General features: G+C 45.3%; 18 protein-coding genes. 8 read left to right on the forward strand and 10 right to left on the reverse strand.

Features of this window, described 5'->3' with window-relative positions; all coding sequences use genetic code 11:
• Positions 1-55: 55 nt before the first annotated feature.
• Positions 56-280: a hypothetical protein gene (locus tag CLV42_RS18300; RefSeq protein ID WP_106603374.1), complete on the reverse strand. Its 225-nt coding sequence runs from the start codon at positions 278-280 to the stop codon at positions 56-58.
• Positions 281-439: 159 nt separating this feature from the next.
• Between CLV42_RS18300 and CLV42_RS18305 the strand changes: the two genes are divergently transcribed.
• On the forward strand, positions 440-808 hold the full coding sequence (locus CLV42_RS18305; protein WP_245901683.1) for a DUF1963 domain-containing protein: 369 nt from the start codon (positions 440-442) through the stop codon (positions 806-808).
• 161 nt (positions 809-969) lie between these two features.
• On the opposite strand, the gene CLV42_RS18310 is transcribed toward CLV42_RS18305, so the two are convergent.
• From CLV42_RS18310 to CLV42_RS18330, 5 genes are all read right to left on the reverse strand, one after another.
• Entirely contained in the window at positions 970-1,941 is a 972-nt protein-coding gene (locus CLV42_RS18310) for an ion channel (protein WP_106603546.1), read from the reverse strand.
• Between the two features lie 71 nt (positions 1,942-2,012).
• Complete coding sequence (locus CLV42_RS18315; RefSeq protein ID WP_106603376.1) at positions 2,013-2,471, reverse strand: SRPBCC family protein; 459 nt, start codon at positions 2,469-2,471, stop codon at positions 2,013-2,015.
• 61 nt (positions 2,472-2,532) lie between these two features.
• A complete protein-coding gene (locus CLV42_RS18320) occupies positions 2,533-3,363 on the reverse strand; it encodes a helix-turn-helix domain-containing protein (RefSeq protein ID WP_106603377.1) in 831 nt (276 codons plus the stop codon).
• Positions 3,364-3,462: 99 nt separating this feature from the next.
• Positions 3,463-4,257 (reverse strand): MOSC domain-containing protein, encoded by a 795-nt coding sequence (locus CLV42_RS18325; protein WP_106603378.1) that lies wholly within the window; start codon positions 4,255-4,257, stop codon positions 3,463-3,465.
• Positions 4,258-4,319: 62 nt separating this feature from the next.
• Positions 4,320-4,709, reverse strand: a complete 390-nt coding sequence (locus CLV42_RS18330; protein ID WP_106603379.1) for a winged helix-turn-helix transcriptional regulator — start codon at positions 4,707-4,709, stop codon at positions 4,320-4,322.
• Positions 4,710-4,830: 121 nt separating this feature from the next.
• Between CLV42_RS18330 and CLV42_RS18335 the strand changes: the two genes are divergently transcribed.
• Positions 4,831-5,892 carry a zinc-dependent alcohol dehydrogenase family protein gene (locus tag CLV42_RS18335; RefSeq protein ID WP_211303481.1) on the forward strand — a complete coding sequence of 354 codons (1,062 nt, stop codon included), beginning with the start codon at positions 4,831-4,833 and terminating at the stop codon, positions 5,890-5,892.
• A 184-nt stretch (positions 5,893-6,076) separates the two neighbouring features.
• Here CLV42_RS18335 and CLV42_RS18340 read toward each other — a convergent pair whose 3' ends face one another.
• From CLV42_RS18340 to CLV42_RS18350, 3 genes are all read right to left on the reverse strand, one after another.
• On the reverse strand, positions 6,077-6,358 hold the full coding sequence (locus tag CLV42_RS18340) for a hypothetical protein (RefSeq protein WP_106603380.1): 282 nt from the start codon (positions 6,356-6,358) through the stop codon (positions 6,077-6,079).
• Positions 6,359-6,463: 105 nt separating this feature from the next.
• A complete protein-coding gene (locus CLV42_RS18345) occupies positions 6,464-7,654 on the reverse strand; it encodes a PQQ-dependent sugar dehydrogenase (RefSeq protein WP_106603381.1) in 1,191 nt (396 codons plus the stop codon).
• Between the two features lie 173 nt (positions 7,655-7,827).
• A complete protein-coding gene (locus tag CLV42_RS18350; protein WP_106603382.1) occupies positions 7,828-8,190 on the reverse strand; it encodes a DUF2200 domain-containing protein in 363 nt (120 codons plus the stop codon).
• A 112-nt stretch (positions 8,191-8,302) separates the two neighbouring features.
• Here CLV42_RS18350 and CLV42_RS18355 point away from each other — a divergent pair, with 112 nt between their 5' ends.
• Positions 8,303-8,824, forward strand: a complete 522-nt coding sequence (locus CLV42_RS18355) for a hypothetical protein (protein ID WP_106603383.1) — start codon at positions 8,303-8,305, stop codon at positions 8,822-8,824.
• A gap of 358 nt (positions 8,825-9,182) precedes the next feature.
• A complete protein-coding gene (locus tag CLV42_RS18360; RefSeq protein ID WP_106603384.1) occupies positions 9,183-10,094 on the forward strand; it encodes an aldo/keto reductase in 912 nt (303 codons plus the stop codon).
• A gap of 146 nt (positions 10,095-10,240) precedes the next feature.
• Here the strand turns inward: CLV42_RS18360 and CLV42_RS18365 are convergent, their stop codons facing one another.
• Entirely contained in the window at positions 10,241-11,512 is a 1,272-nt protein-coding gene (locus CLV42_RS18365) for a polymer-forming cytoskeletal protein (protein ID WP_106603385.1), read from the reverse strand.
• Between the two features lie 98 nt (positions 11,513-11,610).
• Between CLV42_RS18365 and CLV42_RS18370 the strand changes: the two genes are divergently transcribed.
• From CLV42_RS18370 to CLV42_RS18385, 4 genes are all read left to right on the forward strand, one after another.
• The gene (locus CLV42_RS18370) at positions 11,611-12,546 is read left to right on the forward strand and encodes a hypothetical protein (RefSeq protein WP_106603386.1); all 936 of its coding nucleotides are present in this window, start codon (positions 11,611-11,613) and stop codon (positions 12,544-12,546) included.
• A gap of 244 nt (positions 12,547-12,790) precedes the next feature.
• Entirely contained in the window at positions 12,791-13,882 is a 1,092-nt protein-coding gene (locus CLV42_RS18375) for an efflux RND transporter periplasmic adaptor subunit (protein WP_106603387.1), read from the forward strand.
• Between the two features lie 20 nt (positions 13,883-13,902).
• A complete protein-coding gene (locus CLV42_RS18380; RefSeq protein ID WP_106603388.1) occupies positions 13,903-18,366 on the forward strand; it encodes an efflux RND transporter permease subunit in 4,464 nt (1,487 codons plus the stop codon).
• Between the two features lie 24 nt (positions 18,367-18,390).
• Entirely contained in the window at positions 18,391-19,017 is a 627-nt protein-coding gene (locus CLV42_RS18385) for an outer membrane beta-barrel protein (RefSeq protein WP_106603389.1), read from the forward strand.
• Positions 19,018-19,074: the final 57 nt, after the last annotated feature.

Consider the following 19,074-nt stretch of genomic DNA (forward strand, 5'->3'; position numbering starts at 1 on the left):
AAGAAACGGGCCAGACAATTCTCCGGCCCGGTAGTGGTTAAATTTATAGATCATTTCAGAGAAACCGGAAAACCTGCTTCCTGTATTCCTCAAAATCATGTTCATTGGAAAAAGTCTGAAATTTCTCCCGGCTGCCGTTACTACTTTCTCTCATCAGTATGACGTCCATGCCTCCGACTATCGTTCGTTTTGCTTTTTCAAATATCAGCTCCAATTCCTGGCGGTCCTGGGTTAACTGTAATTCTTCGATACGATTCACTACAATTACAAAATCTTCCATTTCATTTATTTCGGGCAAATTTATAACAATATACCTGATTTCATAGCTGGCTTAGTTGTTGACGATGACAAGTGTGGAATGAATGGCTGATTGCCGCTTCTTTTTATTGAATATCCGTATGAAAAATAGTATACTTGACGCTGATACACCCCCTTCCAGGTGAAGACCGGAAAGTACCCCGACATGCCTGTTATGTACGATACCCGTAGCCTTTATCCCGAACTGGCAGATATGGAAGATATGTATGAGGAAACGGAACACTTGAAAAAGGGCTTAAAGAGCCGTTCTGTTGATCCGGTACATAGCATGAACGCTTATGTATTCAAACAGCATGATACGCCCGAAATGGAGGCTGTAAATGCGAAAAGAGGTAAACCGGAGGAATGGATGGTACTGTTGAGGGTAAGTTCGGATCATAAAACCGGTTTTCAGTTCTGGGACGCGGGGGAGATTTACTTTGTGATTCATAAGAGTGACCTGGAGAAGAAGAATTTCTCGAATGTATATTGTGGACTGGAGAGTAGTTGAGGTGTGGTTTGCCGTCTTGATACCGCTTTGATACCGTCTTAACAAGGTTTCATCTATGTTCATCTTACGTTCATCCCAGGTTCCAGAACGTAGGATGAACGTAAGATGAACCTAGGTGAAACCTTGTTTGTACGGGTTTTGTACCTTATTACATCGAAGATTCATCCCAGGCGCTCCGCTTCTTTCTTCACATCTCCCGATACAGTCATATTCAGCTTCTGGAGCTCCAATATCGTCGTATTACCTGTTTCCCGGTACATTGGTACAAAGCGCCGGTTGAACTGTATTTCTTCCCAGGTATAAGAGGTCCGTTTTAGTACAGAATTGGAGAATACATCGTCAAATCCCCGCACCGTTACATAGATCTCAACATCGGCTGTTTTTATATCCTCTTCGTTAAGGCCCAGCAGGGGACTGTCTGCATCAATGGCATGTACTACGGTCCAGTTCATAGGCAGGTTCTGGATACGACTGCGTTCCAGGGCCAGCTCGAAGAACCGGTATGCTGTCTTACCATCCTCTTGCACCAGTAAGGCGATGTTAGCCTGGACAGTCACATCAGTGAGGGTATGCATGTTTTTGTAGGAGGCAAAGCGGAACATCAGGCCCATTTTCTCCTTGTAAGGAGCTATTACGGCTATGTCACTGAATTTCAGGAAGGCTTTGGGCTTGGAAAAACGTCCATAGATCAAACCCGTGAAAACTGCGAGATAGAGGAAACCGTTCAGTGCTTCTACAGAGGCTACCAGGTTGGCGCCATCCCCGATGGGGTTCACACGCCCATAACCTACCGTGGTAAATGTCTCTGTGCTGAAGAAATAGATCTCTTTGAACACCTGCCACTCCGATGTACCTACGATGCCCTGGAACTGATGTGCACCAAGTGCCAGGTAGATCAACGTATACATCAGGTTAACAGATACGAAAAAGACGATGATGGCAAGGAAAAATTTCCAGCCAGGCAGGTTGAGCAAGGTATGATAAATACTCACACGTTCCCATACCGGTATGCCTTCCTTGCGCAGGTTAAAGGTGCCATCCCGGTTTATAAAGCGACCCACATAACTGTTGGAGTTGCTGCCAAAACCGGTGTCGTCATTGGCCCTGGAAAAGGGATTGATACGTAAAGCCATATAAGGGAAATCTTTATATGGCAAAGCTAAAGTTTAGATTTGATTTTTTCTCCTGCCTGGCCGGTTATATGTCAGTTGCCTGCTTTACGTGACTTATCAAAATCGCCTTTACCGGTGGTGAAATAAGAGAACAGACTTGTCTGGATCCAGTGCGTCCAGCCTTTTTCACAGTCCTTGTAACATTCAACATCCGGCGTAAGACCTTCATGTTTGAAATTCAGTTCTGTAATGCCATCACTCTCCCTGAGATCAAAAACCAATTTCGTATTGGCCCATTCCTTTTTATCGGAATACCAGGGCATATAACAATCTGTAACTAACCAGACCACCCTTTTGCCGGGGATCAGTTCTGTTACTGTAAAGTTGAAGAAGGCATCTTCCCCCATCCTGATTACAAACTTATCATCTTGTTTTTCGGAGTTTCCGCTAAAGGTAACTCCCCACCACCCTGGTAAATTGCTGATTTTTTTTGTGGCCTCACCTGCGCTGATCTTTGCCGCAATGCTGCTGTTGAAGTGATTGTTTTCCATGGTATTGCTTTTTTAAGCAAAGGTCGGATGATGGCAGTGGGAAGTATTGTACGAATCGGAACTAGCTCCGGAAATTCCTGGTACTGAGTTCGTTCATGCTGTTTTGTAGTTCAGTGGGAGTGGTGCCGGTAAAGCGCTTAAAGGCCCTGAGGAAGTGGGACTGGTCGTAATAATAGTGGTAGAGGTGTTGTTTTAAATGTTCGGGGGAGGCATCAGCCGAATAGGCCTGGTAGAAATGTTTGAAACGGACAATTTCTGCGAGGTTCTTAGCGCCGGTACCCAGATGCGCTGAGAATTTCCGGTGAAGCCAGCGGCTGCTATAACCGGTTTCCTTTTCAAGTTGTGCCACGGTGATCAGCCCCTGGGTTACTGTAATACGTTGGATACAATGGTCATAAATAGCATCAGCTGTAGATCTTTCGAGTTGTTTGAGGAGGAAGTTTTGCAGTAGCTGCAATTTCAGGGAGACATCTTCCGCGTCAGCTAATTGCGTGCGAAGTGCGCGTGTGAGGTTACTGCTCAGATCTGCCAGGTCTGCGATTTCGTTTTTGACTTCCGTATACTGTAAATGAAAGAAACGGTAGGCGCCGAGCGGATTGAATTCAATGATGATGGTTCCGGTCTGTGCATCCTCATAGGGATCCAGGGTGACTGGTGTGTCGATCAGGCCGGTCAGCGTCAGTTCATTTTCACGCTGCAGGAAAGGCTTGTTCCCCACATGAGCGGAAATGCCGTTGCGATAGGTCAGTGTTAATTTGAGATTTGTATTAGGAACAATCAACTTCTTTTCCTGTGCCGGAAGGCGGCCGCTGCTTTCGAATACCCATATCTTTGCGATATATGGGCTCAGCAGCGGATGCGGAGTGACCGGCATGAAGCGGAAGTCTGTCATTTGGGAAGCAGTTGTTAATGCTACTTTAAAGTTACGTTAAACGATGGATTTTGTCAGCAGATACTCCCTCTGAAAATAAGTGGCCATGACCGGTAAAAACTATGGCAGGGTAATCTTGTCGCCAACGTGGATAGTGCCACTTCCCTGAAACAACAGATTCTGACCAAAGTATATCTTCTGATTTTTCGCACGATAGGTACTGAGCGTTTTCAACGGCTCTTTTGCCTTTACACCACTTTCCTGATCGATGGTAGTAATGACGCAGCGGGCGCAGGGCTTTACACCGAAGAATTGTATATCTCCGATACTGAATTGTTGCATGTCGTCTTCCTGGAAAGGAAGTCCTCCTGTAAAAACAATATTCGGTCTGAATCGATTCATGGGTAAAGGTGAAGCCAGTCTGCTATTCAGATCATCAAGAGATGACTGCCCAATGATCAGCAATGGATATCCATCAGAAAGACTGGTAATTTCGTCATTGTGGGCATATTTCTGATCGACTTTTCTTTGTGTGCCGTCAGGCATATATACCAGCCTGCAGGACATCTCCAGCTGGCGACTAAACCAGGCATCCGCTTCATCGCTGACGCGCTGCGCTATACAGTTGTCATCCCACACAGATACCATCATAGTTTCTGATGTCTGCGGTTCAAAAGCGATCACGATAAGATCTGTTGTTTTCTTATTGGTGATGAGCAGATTTTCGTCCTGGATAGTGGCCTGTAACAATGCCATGGCAGGTATTTCCCGTTGAGAGAGAAAACGATTGTTGTCATCTATCAGCATCCATCTTCTATCGTATGTAAAACCACGATCGGTTAGTGTAGCCGATGGCAGGGAAAAGCCGCCTAATGACTTCACAGGATAAATATATAAGTCGCTAACAGTAAGCATAGGCCTAAAGGTACATAAAAAGTCAGTGTATCAGCATCCGATCCTGTAACTGCAATTAAAGATCATTCATCGATATCGTTTATGACGCCTTCTTCCTCCTCTGCCGGCTCCATGCCTGGTATTCCGTGCTCCTGCATCTGCGCCTGGCCCCAGAGGCTGATCATCTCAATGGAGGGGATAAGCTTGTTGCCATTTTGGGTGAGGGCGTATTCAACACGTGGGGGTACTTCCAGGTATACTTTTCGTGTGATCAGCGCATCCTCTTCCAGCTCACGCAATACCTGTGTGAGCATCTTGGGTGTAATACCCGATATGAGACGGCGTAGCTGTCCGTAACGCTTCACATCATTTCTCAAACACCATAAAATGCGGCCCTTGTATTTGCCACCGATACGTTGAAAAGCATAATCGACCGGGCATTTTGGCTGAGGCGTCACGTTTATTTTTGTCATTTACAAAATATTTTGGTGCTGAATATCAACAATAGTATACAGTTGGTACCTAGGCTACTAAAAGGTGCATACTTGACTCAAATATACTGACTGACCTAGATTTGTTGCCTAAATATTTTTTATGGAGACAATGCAAAAACAGTCTACTGCGTCATCCAGGGACAAGCAATCAGCCGGCATGAAAAGTTATCATGTGCAGTATGGCGGAGGCCTTGCATCACTTACTGTGAAAGAACACGCAATACCCCAGCCGGGACGGAAAGAGGTATTGGTACGCATACATGCCAACTCGCTTAGTTACCGCGACCTGATGATTCTCAGAGGCAATTATCCTTTGCCCGTGAAGCCGGATGTGGTGCCGGTATCTGATGGCGCCGGTGAGGTGGTGGCTATTGGCGAAGATGTTACACGTACCAAGCCGGGCGACCGTGTAATGGTGCAGATGTTCCCGCATTGGATCGATGGTCCTTTCGCCCTGGAACATGCAGCGCAGATAGGCGGTTCGCTGGATGGACTATTAACAGAATATGCGCTCGTAAGTGAAGATGCGATCGTACATATGCCTGCACATCTTTCGTACGAAGAAGCAGCCACTTTGCCCTGTGCTGCCCTTACTGCCTGGAATGCATTAACAGGAGGTAAGGCGCTGCAGACAGGTCAGACAGTATTAACACTGGGCTCAGGCGGTGTATCACTTTTTGCTATCCAGTTTGCGAAAATGATGGGCGCGCGAGTTATTGCCACTACATCCTCTGAAGAAAAAGCACAACGTTTAAAAGCAATGGGTGCAGATGAAGTGATCAACTATCGTATAACACCCGACTGGCATCGCGCTGTCCGGGAATTAACGAATGGCTACGGCGTAGATCAGATAGTGGAGGTGACAGGTGGTACGCTGGAGCAATCTATTCAGTCCATCGCCATCGAAGGACAGATCAACTTTGTGGGTCGTCTGGAGGCGGGTGCGCAAACCATCAATATCAATATGCTCTTCCAGAGTTGTGCATCTGTTCGTGTAGTGGCTGTGGGTAGTTGCGCGCAGTTCATTACTATGAATAAGGCGATTGAAGCAAATCAATTACGTCCTGTTATCGACAAGGTATTTTCCTTCGAAGAAGCTGCTACCGCTTTTGAATATCTGCAGGAAGGAAAGTATTTCGGTAAAATAGTGATCAGCCATTAATACCTGGGGAATGTTGGTGTAGAAAAATGGGTGTCCTGGATTTTCTCTGCCATTCAGCAAAGGCGACCTGGTAAACATAAGATCCGTTTGGGGGCTGTTGTGCGTACGTCTTACCTGTATAAATAACAGATAAGAGCAGCATAATAAATACTGTTTCATAGATATATTAGTGGTCAATAATAAACTACTCAGTGATACCTGATTTCAATGCAATCAGCAGCATCTCTTTTTGTTTGCCTTTCAGTTTGATCGAGCCTAAAGTTTGTGTAACGAAGTTGCCAGCCAGGCGTAAAGATGCCGCCAGATCGCCAGAGACGATCACCTCCTGATTGAATTCCCTGCGCATATTCTGTATGCGGGAAGTCGTGTTCAATACATCGCTGGAGTAGGTGATATCTCTTTTGATGATACCAGTTGCTTCAACTTGTAGGATGTCCTCCTGTTCATGAAGATTTTGCCTGCTCAAGATATCCCTTTTTCAGGTAAAATGGTACCGTCTGACGTTTGCAGAAAAGGCTGACCCTATGGCCAGCCCTTTTTGAATACAGTCCTGATGTATCAAATGCAATATTTAGTTCGCCGTAACACGGTATACGCTGTTCCCGGTATTGGATACAACATATACTTCTCCGCTTTCAGTTTCTCCGAAATCCACGATGCCTGTCGGAGAAAGTGTTTGCGTAGTAACAGTCCATCCGCTGGAACCATTGGGGACAATCTTATAAAAGATGCCGGAATAGAAATCGGCACTCAGGTAACAGCCCTGCAGGGCAGGGTAGGCGGTGCCCCTGTAAACGACTCCTCCTGTGATACTTGCTGCAGGATTTTGTGTAGCATAAGCATGCACCGGGAAGGTATAATTTGTTCCATTACATCCGGAGGAATTATAGACAGCATTACCTTCATAACAGCGCCAGCCGTAATTGGTGCCTGCGGTAACAGCGGCTGCACGGAAATTAATTTCCTCCCAGGAGTCCTGTCCTACATCGCCTATCCACATATCCTGCGTCGCTTTGTCAAAACTCCAGCGGTAAGGGTTACGTAGTCCGTATGCATATACTGCATTTGAAAAAGGGTTGCCCGGAGGAATAGTATAGTAGGGCGCAGTGGCAGAAGTATTGACGTTGAGACGTAATATTTTACCCAGCAACACAGCTGTGTTCTGCGCATTATTGGGAACGTCGCCTGCTCCGCCACCGTCACCGGTGGATAGATACAGGTAGCCATCCGTACCGAAGTGCAATTCTCCGCCGTTATGGTTTGCATTAGTGGGATGCGGAATGGTTAACACGATCACTTTTGATGCAGCATCCATGGTGTTCGGCGTACCGCTATTTACATGATACCTGGCCAGTTCAAGGTTGCCGGCTGTATTGGTATAATAGACGTATACAAACCCATTCGTTGCATAATTTGGGTGAAAGACCATACTGAGCAGCCCTCTTTCTCCGCTGGTGCTCAGGTTTGATACGGTGCCGAATACAGCAATAAAATTAAATGCAGAATCATACACTCTGATGGTACCAGCTTTCTGCGGAATAAAAATGCGTTTACTACCGTCGCCGGCGTTCACAAATTGCATAGGTGCATTTAAACCGGAAGAAATAACTGATGTCAGTGATATCTGAGGAGCGGCAGCCAGGGCCTTGGCTGGTGTCTTGTTTATCAGGTTATCTTCATCTGTTTTACAGCCTAGCATTAACGTTGTCATAATGGCTACGGACAACAGTTGTCGCGGAAATACACTTAATAGATTTTTCATACTTTGAGGGTTAAGATTGATAGTTAAAAAAGGGTTCGCATCAGGACTGATTCATGATAGTTTCCGTACTTTGGTATTCACTGTACTGTGCTAAATATACCCAATTTATCAAGAGTGGATGCGCCCTCTCAGCATATGAGATTTATTTTGTTGTATTGCTGGTATTTTACAGATTATCCGCGCAAAATCTTATCCATTTTCCGTCCCTTTGCCAACTCATCCACTAACTTATCCAGGTATCGTACCCGCTGGGTCAAAGGATTTGCGATTTCCTCTACGCGATACCCGCAGATCACCCCGGTAATGAGATGTGCATTGGGGTGTAGTGAAGCCTCCTGGAAGAATGTTTCAAAAGTGACCATTTCTTTTATCAGTTCCTGTAGCTTTTTGTTGTCAAAGCCAGTCAGCCAGGTTATTACCTGGTCTAATTCTTCTTTTGTTCTGCCTTTCTTCTCCACTTTTGCGAGATACATCGGATAGACCAAGGCAAAGGTCATTTTTGCGATACGCTGATCTTGTGTGTTGGAACTGTCCATAAGTGGTATTTTAATATTCTGGCTATTTGGGAGTTTGTAGGTCACCGGCTTCCGGAAGAAATATTATGATTTTCTTAGCAATATTAACAAAAAGGATGGTTATCTTCATACTATGATACGTGTCATCATTTTTATCGCAATTGTAATGTCGGCTATGGCTACAAAGGCTCAGTCCCCTCTGTTTTCCGGGGCTCAGAGCGGCATGCAGCCTGTGTTCAGAAACCCTGGTCAGGCAACCGATACTAATTACCTTCGGAAGAAATGGTTTGTCACAAGGTACGCCGGTATTTCCACCGGTTTTATTGCCTATAAGGGGGGAAGTACCAATTTCCTGTCGGCGCCTATGGAATTGCAGGTCAACCGGCAGCTTACCAATAATGTTATTGCGTTCGGCGGTGTATCGGCCACACCTTATCTTTTTCAAAACAATAGTACGTTTTATCAACCTGCGATCGGCAAGAACTATGGTTTAATGCGGACGAACAATTTTGGTGTTAACCCTGCCGCCAGAATAGGTGTAATGTATATGAATAACGAAAGAACATTTTCTATTTCCGGTAGTATCAGTGTAAGCAGCAGTAGCTACCCTGGTTATTCTCCTGTTTATGCTCCGGTTAATTCTCACGTGCAGTAGCAGCTGCCAACCCTTATTCCCTGTTTATTTTAACTGATCGCTTAAATGCCCGGAGGTTGGATATTGATTAAAAATGATCTTATCCGAAACGTCCGACACTTGATATTGCTGATCACCTTCTTCACGTTGCCATTAGGGCAGTCATTGTAATAACTAAGAAACAATTTGCCTGGAAAGAAACAGGTAGCTAGAATCATATGAAAAATGTGATGTAGGTCACGCTGTGCCCGCGAATTTCTACCGTACTTTGCTCCGGGAATTGGGACTATATCTAGTAACAGGACAACTCAGCAATTCAGGCCCCAGCGCTATATCAACTGATTGGTCAGCAAAAGGAGGGGACAAAATAAATAATGTTATGAACACGAAGACGACAAACGACAGTCTCCATATGCCCTTATTGGGATTTGGTACACTGATACCTGATGCGGCTCTGACAATAAGCGCTACCAGAGATGCGCTGGAAGCAGGATTCCGGCACTTCGATTGTGCGGAACGGTACAGGAATGAAAGGGAAGTAGGTATGGCGTTGCAAGCTGGATTGGCGGCAGGAAATATTGACCGCAAGGATATCTTTGTCACCACAAAGTTATGGAACACCAATCATCGGCCTGACCGCGTCGAACCTGCATTTGAGGCGAGTCTGAAAAGACTTGGACTCGATTATCTGGACCTCTACCTTATTCACACACCCTATGCGTTTCAACCGGGAGAGGAGCAAGATCCGAGGGACCAGAACGGGAACGTCATTTACGACCGTGAGATAACTTTACTCGACACGTGGAGAGCGATGGAAGACCTTGTGGATGGTGGGAAATGTCGCGCCATCGGATTATCTGATATTACCCTGAAAGACCTGGCGCCCTTGTATGAAGCCGCCTGCATCAAGCCAGCTGTAATCCAGGTTGAAGCGCATCCCTATCTGCCGGAAACGGAGCTACTGGAGTTTTGTAAAGAGAAGAACATCGTCTTTTTAGCCTTTGCGCCCTTAGGCCACGGCATAAAGCCCGGACCACTTGAAGATCCGGTTGTGCTGGATATTGCTGCACGGGTAGGAAAGACACCTGCGCAGGTACTGTTAGCCTGGGCGATTCAGCGTGGCACAGCTGTGCTTACCACCCCAAAGACTACCGCCCGTGCGAAAGAGAATTTTGATATCTCTCCGCTGCCGGAAGATGCATTTGAGGAGATCAATCGCATTCAGACCAGACAACGGTTCAATCAGGTGGTGAATACAGGCGTGCCTGGTTTCATTGCAAAAGGGAACTAAGGAGAATTAGATAACTGCATCAGCCATATATTGATTAGCAAAACCGGTGTGCATTGGCTTGTACAGATCTGTAGGAGAGCGGGGAGGTGACGAACCGCTCTACCTGGGAGCTGTTGTAGCGTGACTTAATCTGCAACCGGGAGCTACTAAAGTCTCTCCAGTTTGCGTTTATATTTCTGTGTAATCTCTGCCCATTCTTCTTTATACGTTTCATTATCATAAATAGACCTGGCATAGCTGTAGGTATCCGCAGAAAAGTGCCAACCAAAGATGTTTTCAAGGTATTGAATGCCGTCATCAATAACCCTTTTCAGTATGTGTTTTTTGGATACGCCAGCGGCATTACAGTATTTGTCGAGCCATGCGCCGCGGCCGGTTTTCACGTATGTTACCAACAAATCTTCTGTAATATAGGCTTCTGGTATACGTTCCATCTGGGAATCGCTATGCCGGATCAGAATTTGTAATAGTTCATCGTCATAAAAATGTTCTGGTATGTCCAGATCGACAATAGCTCCTTTGGCAGCTGCCATGTAACATAGCTCCCTGGTAATAAATATTTCGGGGAGATAGCGCAGTGCCATTCCACTTATATTTACCGCCTGCTGTGCCAGTTCCGGGGTAATAAGTGTCAATGGGAAATGTTGTATCGCTGACACTGATTTATCAAGTGCCTGCATGCATAGTTCCTGGTTACGGAGTTCTGGCGGCACTCTTTTCAGATCATGGTGGTTTCGGCTGATCTTTTGTTGCCAATAACGAATGTCACGTTTAACAGGTCGTAATACGTATTCGCCAGCTGCCAGATCGCAACGTAGCTCTTCGAAATTGGTGGTGAGCTTATTATCCAGCGAAGCCTGCAAATTTTCCGATATATGTTGATCCTCATTATCATCCTCAAAACAATTATTCTCCTCCGGGCTTTTCGGATCATTGTCATTGTGATAGAATTCGCTGATATTCATTCGATCCGGGACAAAATGATAGTCTTCCACAATCATTACCGGGGCTATAAATATACCCGGACATTTCATCCAGCCATGGTTGTAGTATAACATGATCACCTCTTCTGCAGTGATGTTCCCGTTGATGTGCACCGGTGCTCCACCTACCAACAGGCTACGGCATTCGACATTACCTGTTACGTATAAGATTGGTCCATAATCGCCTTCCTCATTTATAATATTGCCTTTCACTTGCAGGTTACCATCAATGATGTAACCCTCAATTCCCTCCTGAAGACTATCAGTATCCAGTATGAAATGATCATTCAATGTCAGATCACCTTTATACAGGTAGAAGCGGCCATCCGCTTTTACAATGTCCTCAAACATCCCGCTGCTTTCATAAATGTTCTCATCGATGCTGTAGTTTGCAATTGCGTCTGCCACTGAGATTGTATCGAAGGCTATAGTCATGCGTACAAGATCCGGTATTTAACGGTCTTGTCCAAGACTATATGAATAAAGAGTTTCCCAATTTTCTGTTATCTTAGTAGAAAAGAACCCAAGTCCCTATGTCTGAAGCTACTAAGGAATCCGTCGCCACTATACCCAGCGACTGGATTACCACCAAAGCCCTCAAAACTGTTAGTGGAGCAGCCCTGTGTTGCTGGATGACCACTATTTTTTTTGACCTGATATTTTTCAAAACGATTGCTAATCGTGAGCTGGCTGCGTTGCTGGTCTTACTGGTAAGCACCATGAGTTGCCTGGCCCTGGCTTTGTATAAGGTATTTAGCATGCGAGGAAAGAGAACAAAAGCTCTTTGGATACTTATCATCCCTAACGCTATGTTGATCTATGTGCATGCATTGGGATTCCAGGTTGCTACAAAAGAACTGGCAACACGTGCATATGCAGAACAAAAACAAATGGTTGTGGCCCAGGTGAAAGAAGCAGGTTTTTCAGCGCTCTTTTATTTTCTTACTCAACAGACTCCGTGGATGCCAGATTACAGGCTTACAAAACAGGTGGAGAAAGTTACCGTACAAAACGACTCGCTGCAAGCAAATAACGCAGCATTGCGCAAATCGTTACAGTTGCATCAAATAAGAGATACTATGGCTGCGGCTAAATCTTTGTCGGTATTAGAATCAGCTCCTGTACATTCCGTTGGAGTCGACAGCATAAACTATTTCCGTCAACATATTCGTAAGCTAGTCCTGGAAAATAGTCATCTGAAGGCTGGTAAATTTACTCAGGACAGCCTACTCAGTATCGCAAAAGCTGAATATGAGCAATGTCTTATCAGACGGGATAAGAATAGTAGGACTGATGCCACACTGGCGCGCAGGATTGAAGAAAAGAATGGCCTGATTAAACAATGGAATTTAATTATGGCCCATCAACCTATGGTTAGAGCAGATATAGAACGGCAGATGAATGGACATACAGGTGATGCCAGTTTCTATAAGAAGTTATTCCAGCCAATGCCGACACAGGTACAATAGTATATTTGTAGTACGTTATTAGCCGCCCGGAAAAACTAGTATTTTATTATCAATATCAATATGTATAAGCTGCCCCTAAGGCAGCTTATTTGCTTTTTACCCCGCTTAAGCTTAATTCCTCTACTATAGCCCCTTACAACTCACCCCGGCATATAACGACTCAACCCTCAATAATAACGACCCGGTGTTTTTGACCTGCTGTATTCATACACGGGAAGATAATTTCGCAGAACAAAATAAGATCATGCGAAATAAGTTTTTTCTTCTACTGGGTGTATTAGTCGCCATCGGGCTGATAGCGCTTAAGCTGTTTCTTAACAAAGAAGCATCAGATAAAGAAATTAAGGCTGAGAAAGCCCTCATTCCCTTTGCCGTTGAAGCTACTACTGTTCGGACAGTGGATGCTTCTGCATCAGATAATTATCCCGGTACTATAGAACCGTCGAGAACTGTCAACGTGTTAACTCAGACGAATGGCAAAGTGACGAACGTAAATGTTGCTAAAGGTAGTGGGGTTCAGGAAGGGCAGATCATTGCTACGATGCGGAATGATCTGAAAACACAATCTCATCAGATCAATCGGATTAACTACGATAAAGCAAAGCTTGATTACGAACGTATTCAATCCCTGTATAAAGAAAACAATGCTACCGGGGTTGAATTGGAGGGAGCGCAGCATGCTTTGAAAACAGCTGAAAAACAGCTGGGTATTTCCCAAACGGATGTAGGCTACGAAACAGTGCGGGCGCCAATTACGGGTATCGTAACTGAGAAATTTGTCAACGTAGGAGACATCCTCTCTGACGGCGGTCAGGTTGCCACCATCGTATCATTGCAGCATATCGAATTAAGGGTATACGTACCGGAAAGTGAAATATCGAAAGTACAGGTTGGTCAGCAAGTGGGGTTTACGGTAGACGCTTATACAGGGTACCAGTTTAGGGGCAGCATTACGGCGATCGTACCGCAAGCTACCCAGGCAAAGGCATTTCCCATTGTGGTCAGGGCTGCAAACAAACAACACGGTATTATGCTAATGGCAGGTATGACTGCCAATGTAAACTTTAAGAATCAGGAAACCACATCTCCACTAGCGATCCCACGTACTGCCATTCGCGGGGATATCAATTCACCTTATGTCTGGAGTATTGACAAGGACAAAAGAGCTGTCCGCCGCCCATTTCAGATGGGACGGCAAATGGAAGAGTATGTAGAAGTGATATCTGGCTTAAACCCCGGGGAGGTTGTCATCACCAAGGGGCAGTCGAATATTGCAGAAGGATTGAAATTGGAGTCCCTGAAATTGTCAGGAGGAAATACCCTAAGTAAACATTAAAATCTCAACCCGATTACACAATGAAAATTACGGAATTGGCGATCAAACGCCCGATACTATTTATCGTTTTTTATCTGATCATTGCCGGGCTTGGGATAATGAGCTACAGTAAGCTCAGGTATGAGCTACTTCCGGAACTGGCGACGCCGATAGTCACCATTACGGCTGTATATCCTGGTGCATCACCATCGGAAGTGGAAAGTACCGTTTCAAAAAAACTAGAGGATGCAATAGCTGGTGTAAATAAGATCAAAAGAGTAAGCACATTTTCTGCAGAGAATTCTGCGGTTATATCTATTGAATTCACTGCGGATGCAAATTCGGAGAAAGCTATACAGGATGTTCAGCGGGCAGTGAATAAGGTATTGCCGGAATTGCCCACTGCTGTGAAATTCCCAACAATTGAAAGTTATAGCATCAATGCAGAACCTGTGCTCAGGATTGGTGCTACGGCAAATATTCCGGAGGAGCAATTGTTTGAATTGCTTGATAAACAAATCAGACCAGGTATTTCGCAATTGAAGAACGTAGGCCGGGTTACATTACTGGGAGGCTCTCCACGTGAGCTCAAGGTATTGGTAGACCTGAATAAGATGAAAAGCTATGGCATTGCGATTGATGAGGTAGCGGCAGCCATCAGCCGGAGTAACGTAGAGATTCCAATTGGTGCTTTAAAATCCGGTGATGGAGAATTTGATATACGGCCGACAGGAAAAGTAACTGACCTGGAACAATTGCGTATGCAGGCAGTGCGTGTCATGGAGGATGGGAGTGTGATCTATGTGAAAGATATTGCGACGATTAAAGAAGGAAAGAAGGATGTCGCCGTTGTGAACAGAGTTAATCAGCAGACATCCATAGGTATTCTTGTAGATAAGCAAGCTGGTTCGAACGCAGTGGAAGCAGCGAGGCTGGTCAGAGCGCAACTGGTCCAACTGGAGAAAAACCATAGCAATATCGGGTTGAAGTTCTCTATTATACAGGATTCGTCGGAGTTCACGTTGAAAGCGGCGCATGCTGTATATAAGGATTTTCTTATAGCAGTGGCCTTAGTGGCACTGGTCATGCTCTTTTTCCTGCACAGCCTTAGAAACGCATTAACCGTGTTAGTCGCCATTCCCACTTCATTGGTGACCGCTTTCATTATGATGTATGCTCTGGATTATTCGCTTAACTTAATGACGTTGCTTGCTATGTCATTAGTGATTGGAATACTGGTAGATGATTCTATTGTCGTGCTGGAGAATATCTACCGTCATATGGAGATGGGGGCAGACAGAATGAAAGCATCCCTTGACGGCAGGAATGAGATCGGCTTCGCTGCAATGTCTATCACGCTTGTAGATGTGGTCGTATTCCTTCCGCTGGCGTTTGTGCCAGGATTAGTCGGAAGCCTTGTTAAAGAATTTGCCCTGGTGATAGTCATATCTACTCTTTCCAGCCTGATGGTTTCTTTTACCTTGACGCCGATGATCTCATCCCGCTTTTCAAAGCTGGAACACCTGGACGGTAAAAGCTTCTTCTCAAGGATCGCATTGTATTTTGAAAGACAGATCGATCGCCTCATCCTTACTTATACAAAGGTGCTTTCATGGGCACTGGAGCATAAATGGACAACTATACTTATCGCCGGCGGCTTTTTAATTGCATCGGCCAGCCTGATGTTTACGGGAGATGTAGGTGCTGAGTTTGTGCCTGCAACCGATAAAGGCGAATTGTCACTGATGATAACGGCTCCTTCGGGAACACGTCTGGAAGATATGGATAAGGCGGTAAATGCCATTGAGAAACGTGTTGGCAAACTGCCGGAAGTCACCAAACAGTTTACCCTGGTTGGCTATCAGAGTGATGGATTCAGCGAAACGAAGAGTAGCAATGTAGCCGGCATTAATATCTCGCTGGTCGATGCTTCTAAACGTAAGAGATCTCTTACGGAAATCGGGAGGGAACTTAAAAGGATCGGCTTGCAGGAAGCTGGAATGAAGGTCGATGTATCCGCAGTTGGGTTGTTCGGAACGAATGCAGCCCCTATTCAACTGTTGTTATATGGAGAAAACAGAGACAGCGTTTATGCTGCTGCACGCAGGTTGCTGAACGATGTGAAAGGCATCCCTGGTATAGTGGCTCCCAAGCTGTCTGTAGAAGAAAGCAGGCCTTCGTTCCAGGTAAACATAGACAGGCGGAAATTAAGCGACCTGGGACTGACAATTGAAGGGATCAGTACATCCTTACGTATTGCTATCAATGGCTATGATGAATTAAAATACAGACACGGGGGTACAGACATGGATATGCGTATTGTGCTACGCAAAGAAGATAGGGCGACATTAGCTGATCTTGAAGACTTCCCATTTGTTAATGATAAAGGACAACGTGTCTATTTAAAACAGTTTGCAGCAGTCAGACTGGCCAGCGCTCCGGCCATGCTGGAAAGAAGGAACAAGCAGGCATCAGTCATGCTGCTTGCCAAAGTGACTGGCAGACCAACTGGTGATGTAGGAGAAGATATAAAGTCGCTGGTGAAACAGAAACCAATATCACCGGCGGTTTCACTTGCATATGAAGGTGATCTGGATCTGCAGGATGATGCATTTGGCAACCTGGGTATTGCCCTCGCCATGTCGCTATGCCTTATTTATCTCATTATGGTGGCGCTCTATGACAACTGGGCATATCCTTTTGTGGTACTCTTTTCTATCCCTGTTGGCGTAGGTGGTGCTATTATCGCATTGGCGCTTTCTGGCAGGTCACTGAATATATTCTCCATATTCGGATTAATTATGATGATGGGGTTGGTTGCGAAGAATGCTATCCTGCTGGTAGATAGGGCCAATGAACGCCTGTCAGAAGGCGATTCCTTACATGACGCTTTAATGGATGCAGGTAAGACCAGGTTAAGACCGATCCTTATGACAACACTGGCCATGGTGATAGGGATGTTACCGCTGGCATTATCAACGGGAGCATCGTCAGAGATGATAAGCAGTCTGGCGTGGGTACTGATAGGCGGATTGACGAGTTCAATGTTCCTGACACTGGTCCTCGTTCCTGTAGTTCATTATGGTATTACACGCTTGTTGCAACGCGCTGGAGAAAGGAAGAAAATGAAATTGAGCAAGGCTGGTATTGGTGTGATGATACTGCTTCTTTTTGCAGGTTTTAATACGCAGGCACAAACTGCAGATACAACCGACAGGCAGGGATTGTCCCTTACGGTAGACCAGGCCTTAGAGATGGGCCTATCCCGGAACAGAACGATCAGGTCCGGGGAACTAATAACCTTAAAATCCCGGTACGCAACGAAGGAGATTGAGGCCGGTCGATATCCTCAGATTAGTGGGATGACCTCTTATATTCGTAATATCAGCCCTACTGTTTTCTTTTTCCCAGGGATAGGTGTTAGTTCCAACGGTGACTTAACCATCGATAATTCAAAGATGATGGCTGTAAATGGCTCAGCAAAGAATCACTTTGATGGTGTGATTGATATGCGCCTGCCTTTGTTTAATGCCGAATTGCAGCAAGGCGTAAAGGTTTCGAAGCTGGGGACGGCATTGGCGGAAGCAGAGCAGAAGGTCACCGTATGGGAATTAGCCGCAGAGATCCGGAAAGCATGCTACAATATTATGCTGGCGAGGCTTAACAGGGAACTGGCGGCACAGGCATATCAGAGAGCCGTGCAAACACTGAACGACACGAGGATATTATTTCGGAATAAGATGTTACTGGTATCTGATACGCTCAATGTATATATCAACGTACAAGGCTATAAGTCGAATATGTATATGGCCGATAACCAGATAGCGCAGGCAACAGACTATCTGAAGGATCTTTTGGGCGTTCCCCTGGAAACCGGTCTTGCCCTTGTTAGTGATGTGGACGCAGGTACCCTTTACTCTGGAGCACTCAATGACGAGGCAAGACAATCATTTAGGGAGCGGCCAGACTTTAAGAAGAACTTTTTGCAGCAACAGTTGCTTACACAGCAGATCCAGCTGGATAAGAGCAGGAAGCTGCCATCAATTGATTTCATCAGCCAATACCAGGTACAAACCCAATCTGACGATTTCAGGTTTAATCAGTACAAGTGGCCGCAGAGTTTTTATGTCGGTGTTCAGGTGAGCATTCCCATTTTCAGCGGCTTTAAGAATGATTATAAAGCCCGGCAATCTGCCATTGCATTACAGGAACTGAAGATCACGGAAGAGCAGCTTGTTAGCAAGGCACAGTTGGAGTACCGTAAAGCACAGGGTGATTATAAAGAGGCGATAACAAGGATGCAGATGCAGCAGGAGATAGTCAGTGCCGCCGAAAAGAGCCTTGAGTTGATAAATAGCAGGTATCAAAAAGGCCTGGCGCGTTATCAGGATGTGTTGGATAGCCAGTTCGGTGCTATTCAGGCTAAAAACGGTTATAATAAGGCCTTTTATGATGCCTGTATTGCTTTGGCGTCAAAGAATAAGGCGCTTGGCGCAGGAAAATGATTATCACAAGCTCAATGAACAACAATGAGAAAAGCCGCTATTTGCATTTTGGTATTATGCATCGCCATCAGATCATCCGGTCAGGACAAAGCCAGGGGGACCCGGGAGCCCAAAAGATTCAAATACTATTTCAACTCGGGCATCGGGTATTACCTGCCTTTTGAATCGAGCAAATGGCTTGCTGACAGAGGGGCCGCGTATGCGTTTAATTTTCAGTGTAATTATAGAGATCGTTACTTTACGCATCTTTACTTTGACATGGCTGTCATTAATTATAGTAAGGAGAATACTGTCGTTAACAATGTCGCTTCAAATTTTGACTATAAACTAAATGCAAATAATGTCGGACTGGATATCGGGTACACATTACCGATGAAAAAGGTCTCACCATATATCTATGCAGGCCTGGGATTATCTTTCATGGATACGCCCTTTATCAAACCAGGGAGTGCTGCAAACGACATTGTTTTCGGTACAAAAACGAATGCCTTCTTCCAATATAGAGGTGCTATAGGCGTCGATTATAAGATATCCCGTTATTTCATTTTATACCTCGAAGCGATGTATTCATCTACCGCCTTTAAATCGGTATTGGATGATCAACGATTACAGGGTGTCAGCCTGATATTAGGTTTTAAAACGCCATTGTAATCGGATAACCGATGGCTGGGAGGCCATTGTTTTTTTCCCTGGTAATTTCGGTAAATT

It is taken from the genome of Chitinophaga ginsengisoli, from assembly GCF_003014595.1.
Classification (GTDB): domain Bacteria; phylum Bacteroidota; class Bacteroidia; order Chitinophagales; family Chitinophagaceae; genus Chitinophaga; species Chitinophaga ginsengisoli.

Excerpts from the sequence above, each read along its gene's own strand:
- CLV42_RS18300 (WP_106603374.1), bottom strand. The coding sequence starts at position 280 with ATGGAAGATTTTGTAATTGTAGTGAATCGTATCGAAGAATTACAGTTA.
- CLV42_RS18360 (WP_106603384.1), top strand. The coding sequence starts at position 9,183 with ATGAACACGAAGACGACAAACGACAGTCTCCATATGCCCTTATTGGGA.
- CLV42_RS18345 (WP_106603381.1), bottom strand. The coding sequence starts at position 7,654 with ATGAAAAATCTATTAAGTGTATTTCCGCGACAACTGTTGTCCGTAGCC.
- CLV42_RS18310 (WP_106603546.1), bottom strand. The coding sequence starts at position 1,941 with ATGGCTTTACGTATCAATCCCTTTTCCAGGGCCAATGACGACACCGGT.
- CLV42_RS18325 (WP_106603378.1), bottom strand. The coding sequence starts at position 4,257 with ATGCTTACTGTTAGCGACTTATATATTTATCCTGTGAAGTCATTAGGC.
- CLV42_RS18320 (WP_106603377.1), bottom strand. The coding sequence starts at position 3,363 with ATGACAGACTTCCGCTTCATGCCGGTCACTCCGCATCCGCTGCTGAGC.
- CLV42_RS18330 (WP_106603379.1), bottom strand. The coding sequence starts at position 4,709 with ATGACAAAAATAAACGTGACGCCTCAGCCAAAATGCCCGGTCGATTAT.
- CLV42_RS18380 (WP_106603388.1), top strand. The coding sequence starts at position 13,903 with ATGAAAATTACGGAATTGGCGATCAAACGCCCGATACTATTTATCGTT.
- CLV42_RS18385 (WP_106603389.1), top strand. The coding sequence starts at position 18,391 with ATGAGAAAAGCCGCTATTTGCATTTTGGTATTATGCATCGCCATCAGA.
- CLV42_RS18315 (WP_106603376.1), bottom strand. The coding sequence starts at position 2,471 with ATGGAAAACAATCACTTCAACAGCAGCATTGCGGCAAAGATCAGCGCA.
- CLV42_RS18375 (WP_106603387.1), top strand. The coding sequence starts at position 12,791 with ATGCGAAATAAGTTTTTTCTTCTACTGGGTGTATTAGTCGCCATCGGG.
- CLV42_RS18365 (WP_106603385.1), bottom strand. The coding sequence starts at position 11,512 with ATGACTATAGCCTTCGATACAATCTCAGTGGCAGACGCAATTGCAAAC.
- CLV42_RS18335 (WP_211303481.1), top strand. The coding sequence starts at position 4,831 with ATGGAGACAATGCAAAAACAGTCTACTGCGTCATCCAGGGACAAGCAA.
- CLV42_RS18355 (WP_106603383.1), top strand. The coding sequence starts at position 8,303 with ATGATACGTGTCATCATTTTTATCGCAATTGTAATGTCGGCTATGGCT.
- CLV42_RS18350 (WP_106603382.1), bottom strand. The coding sequence starts at position 8,190 with ATGGACAGTTCCAACACACAAGATCAGCGTATCGCAAAAATGACCTTT.
- CLV42_RS18370 (WP_106603386.1), top strand. The coding sequence starts at position 11,611 with ATGTCTGAAGCTACTAAGGAATCCGTCGCCACTATACCCAGCGACTGG.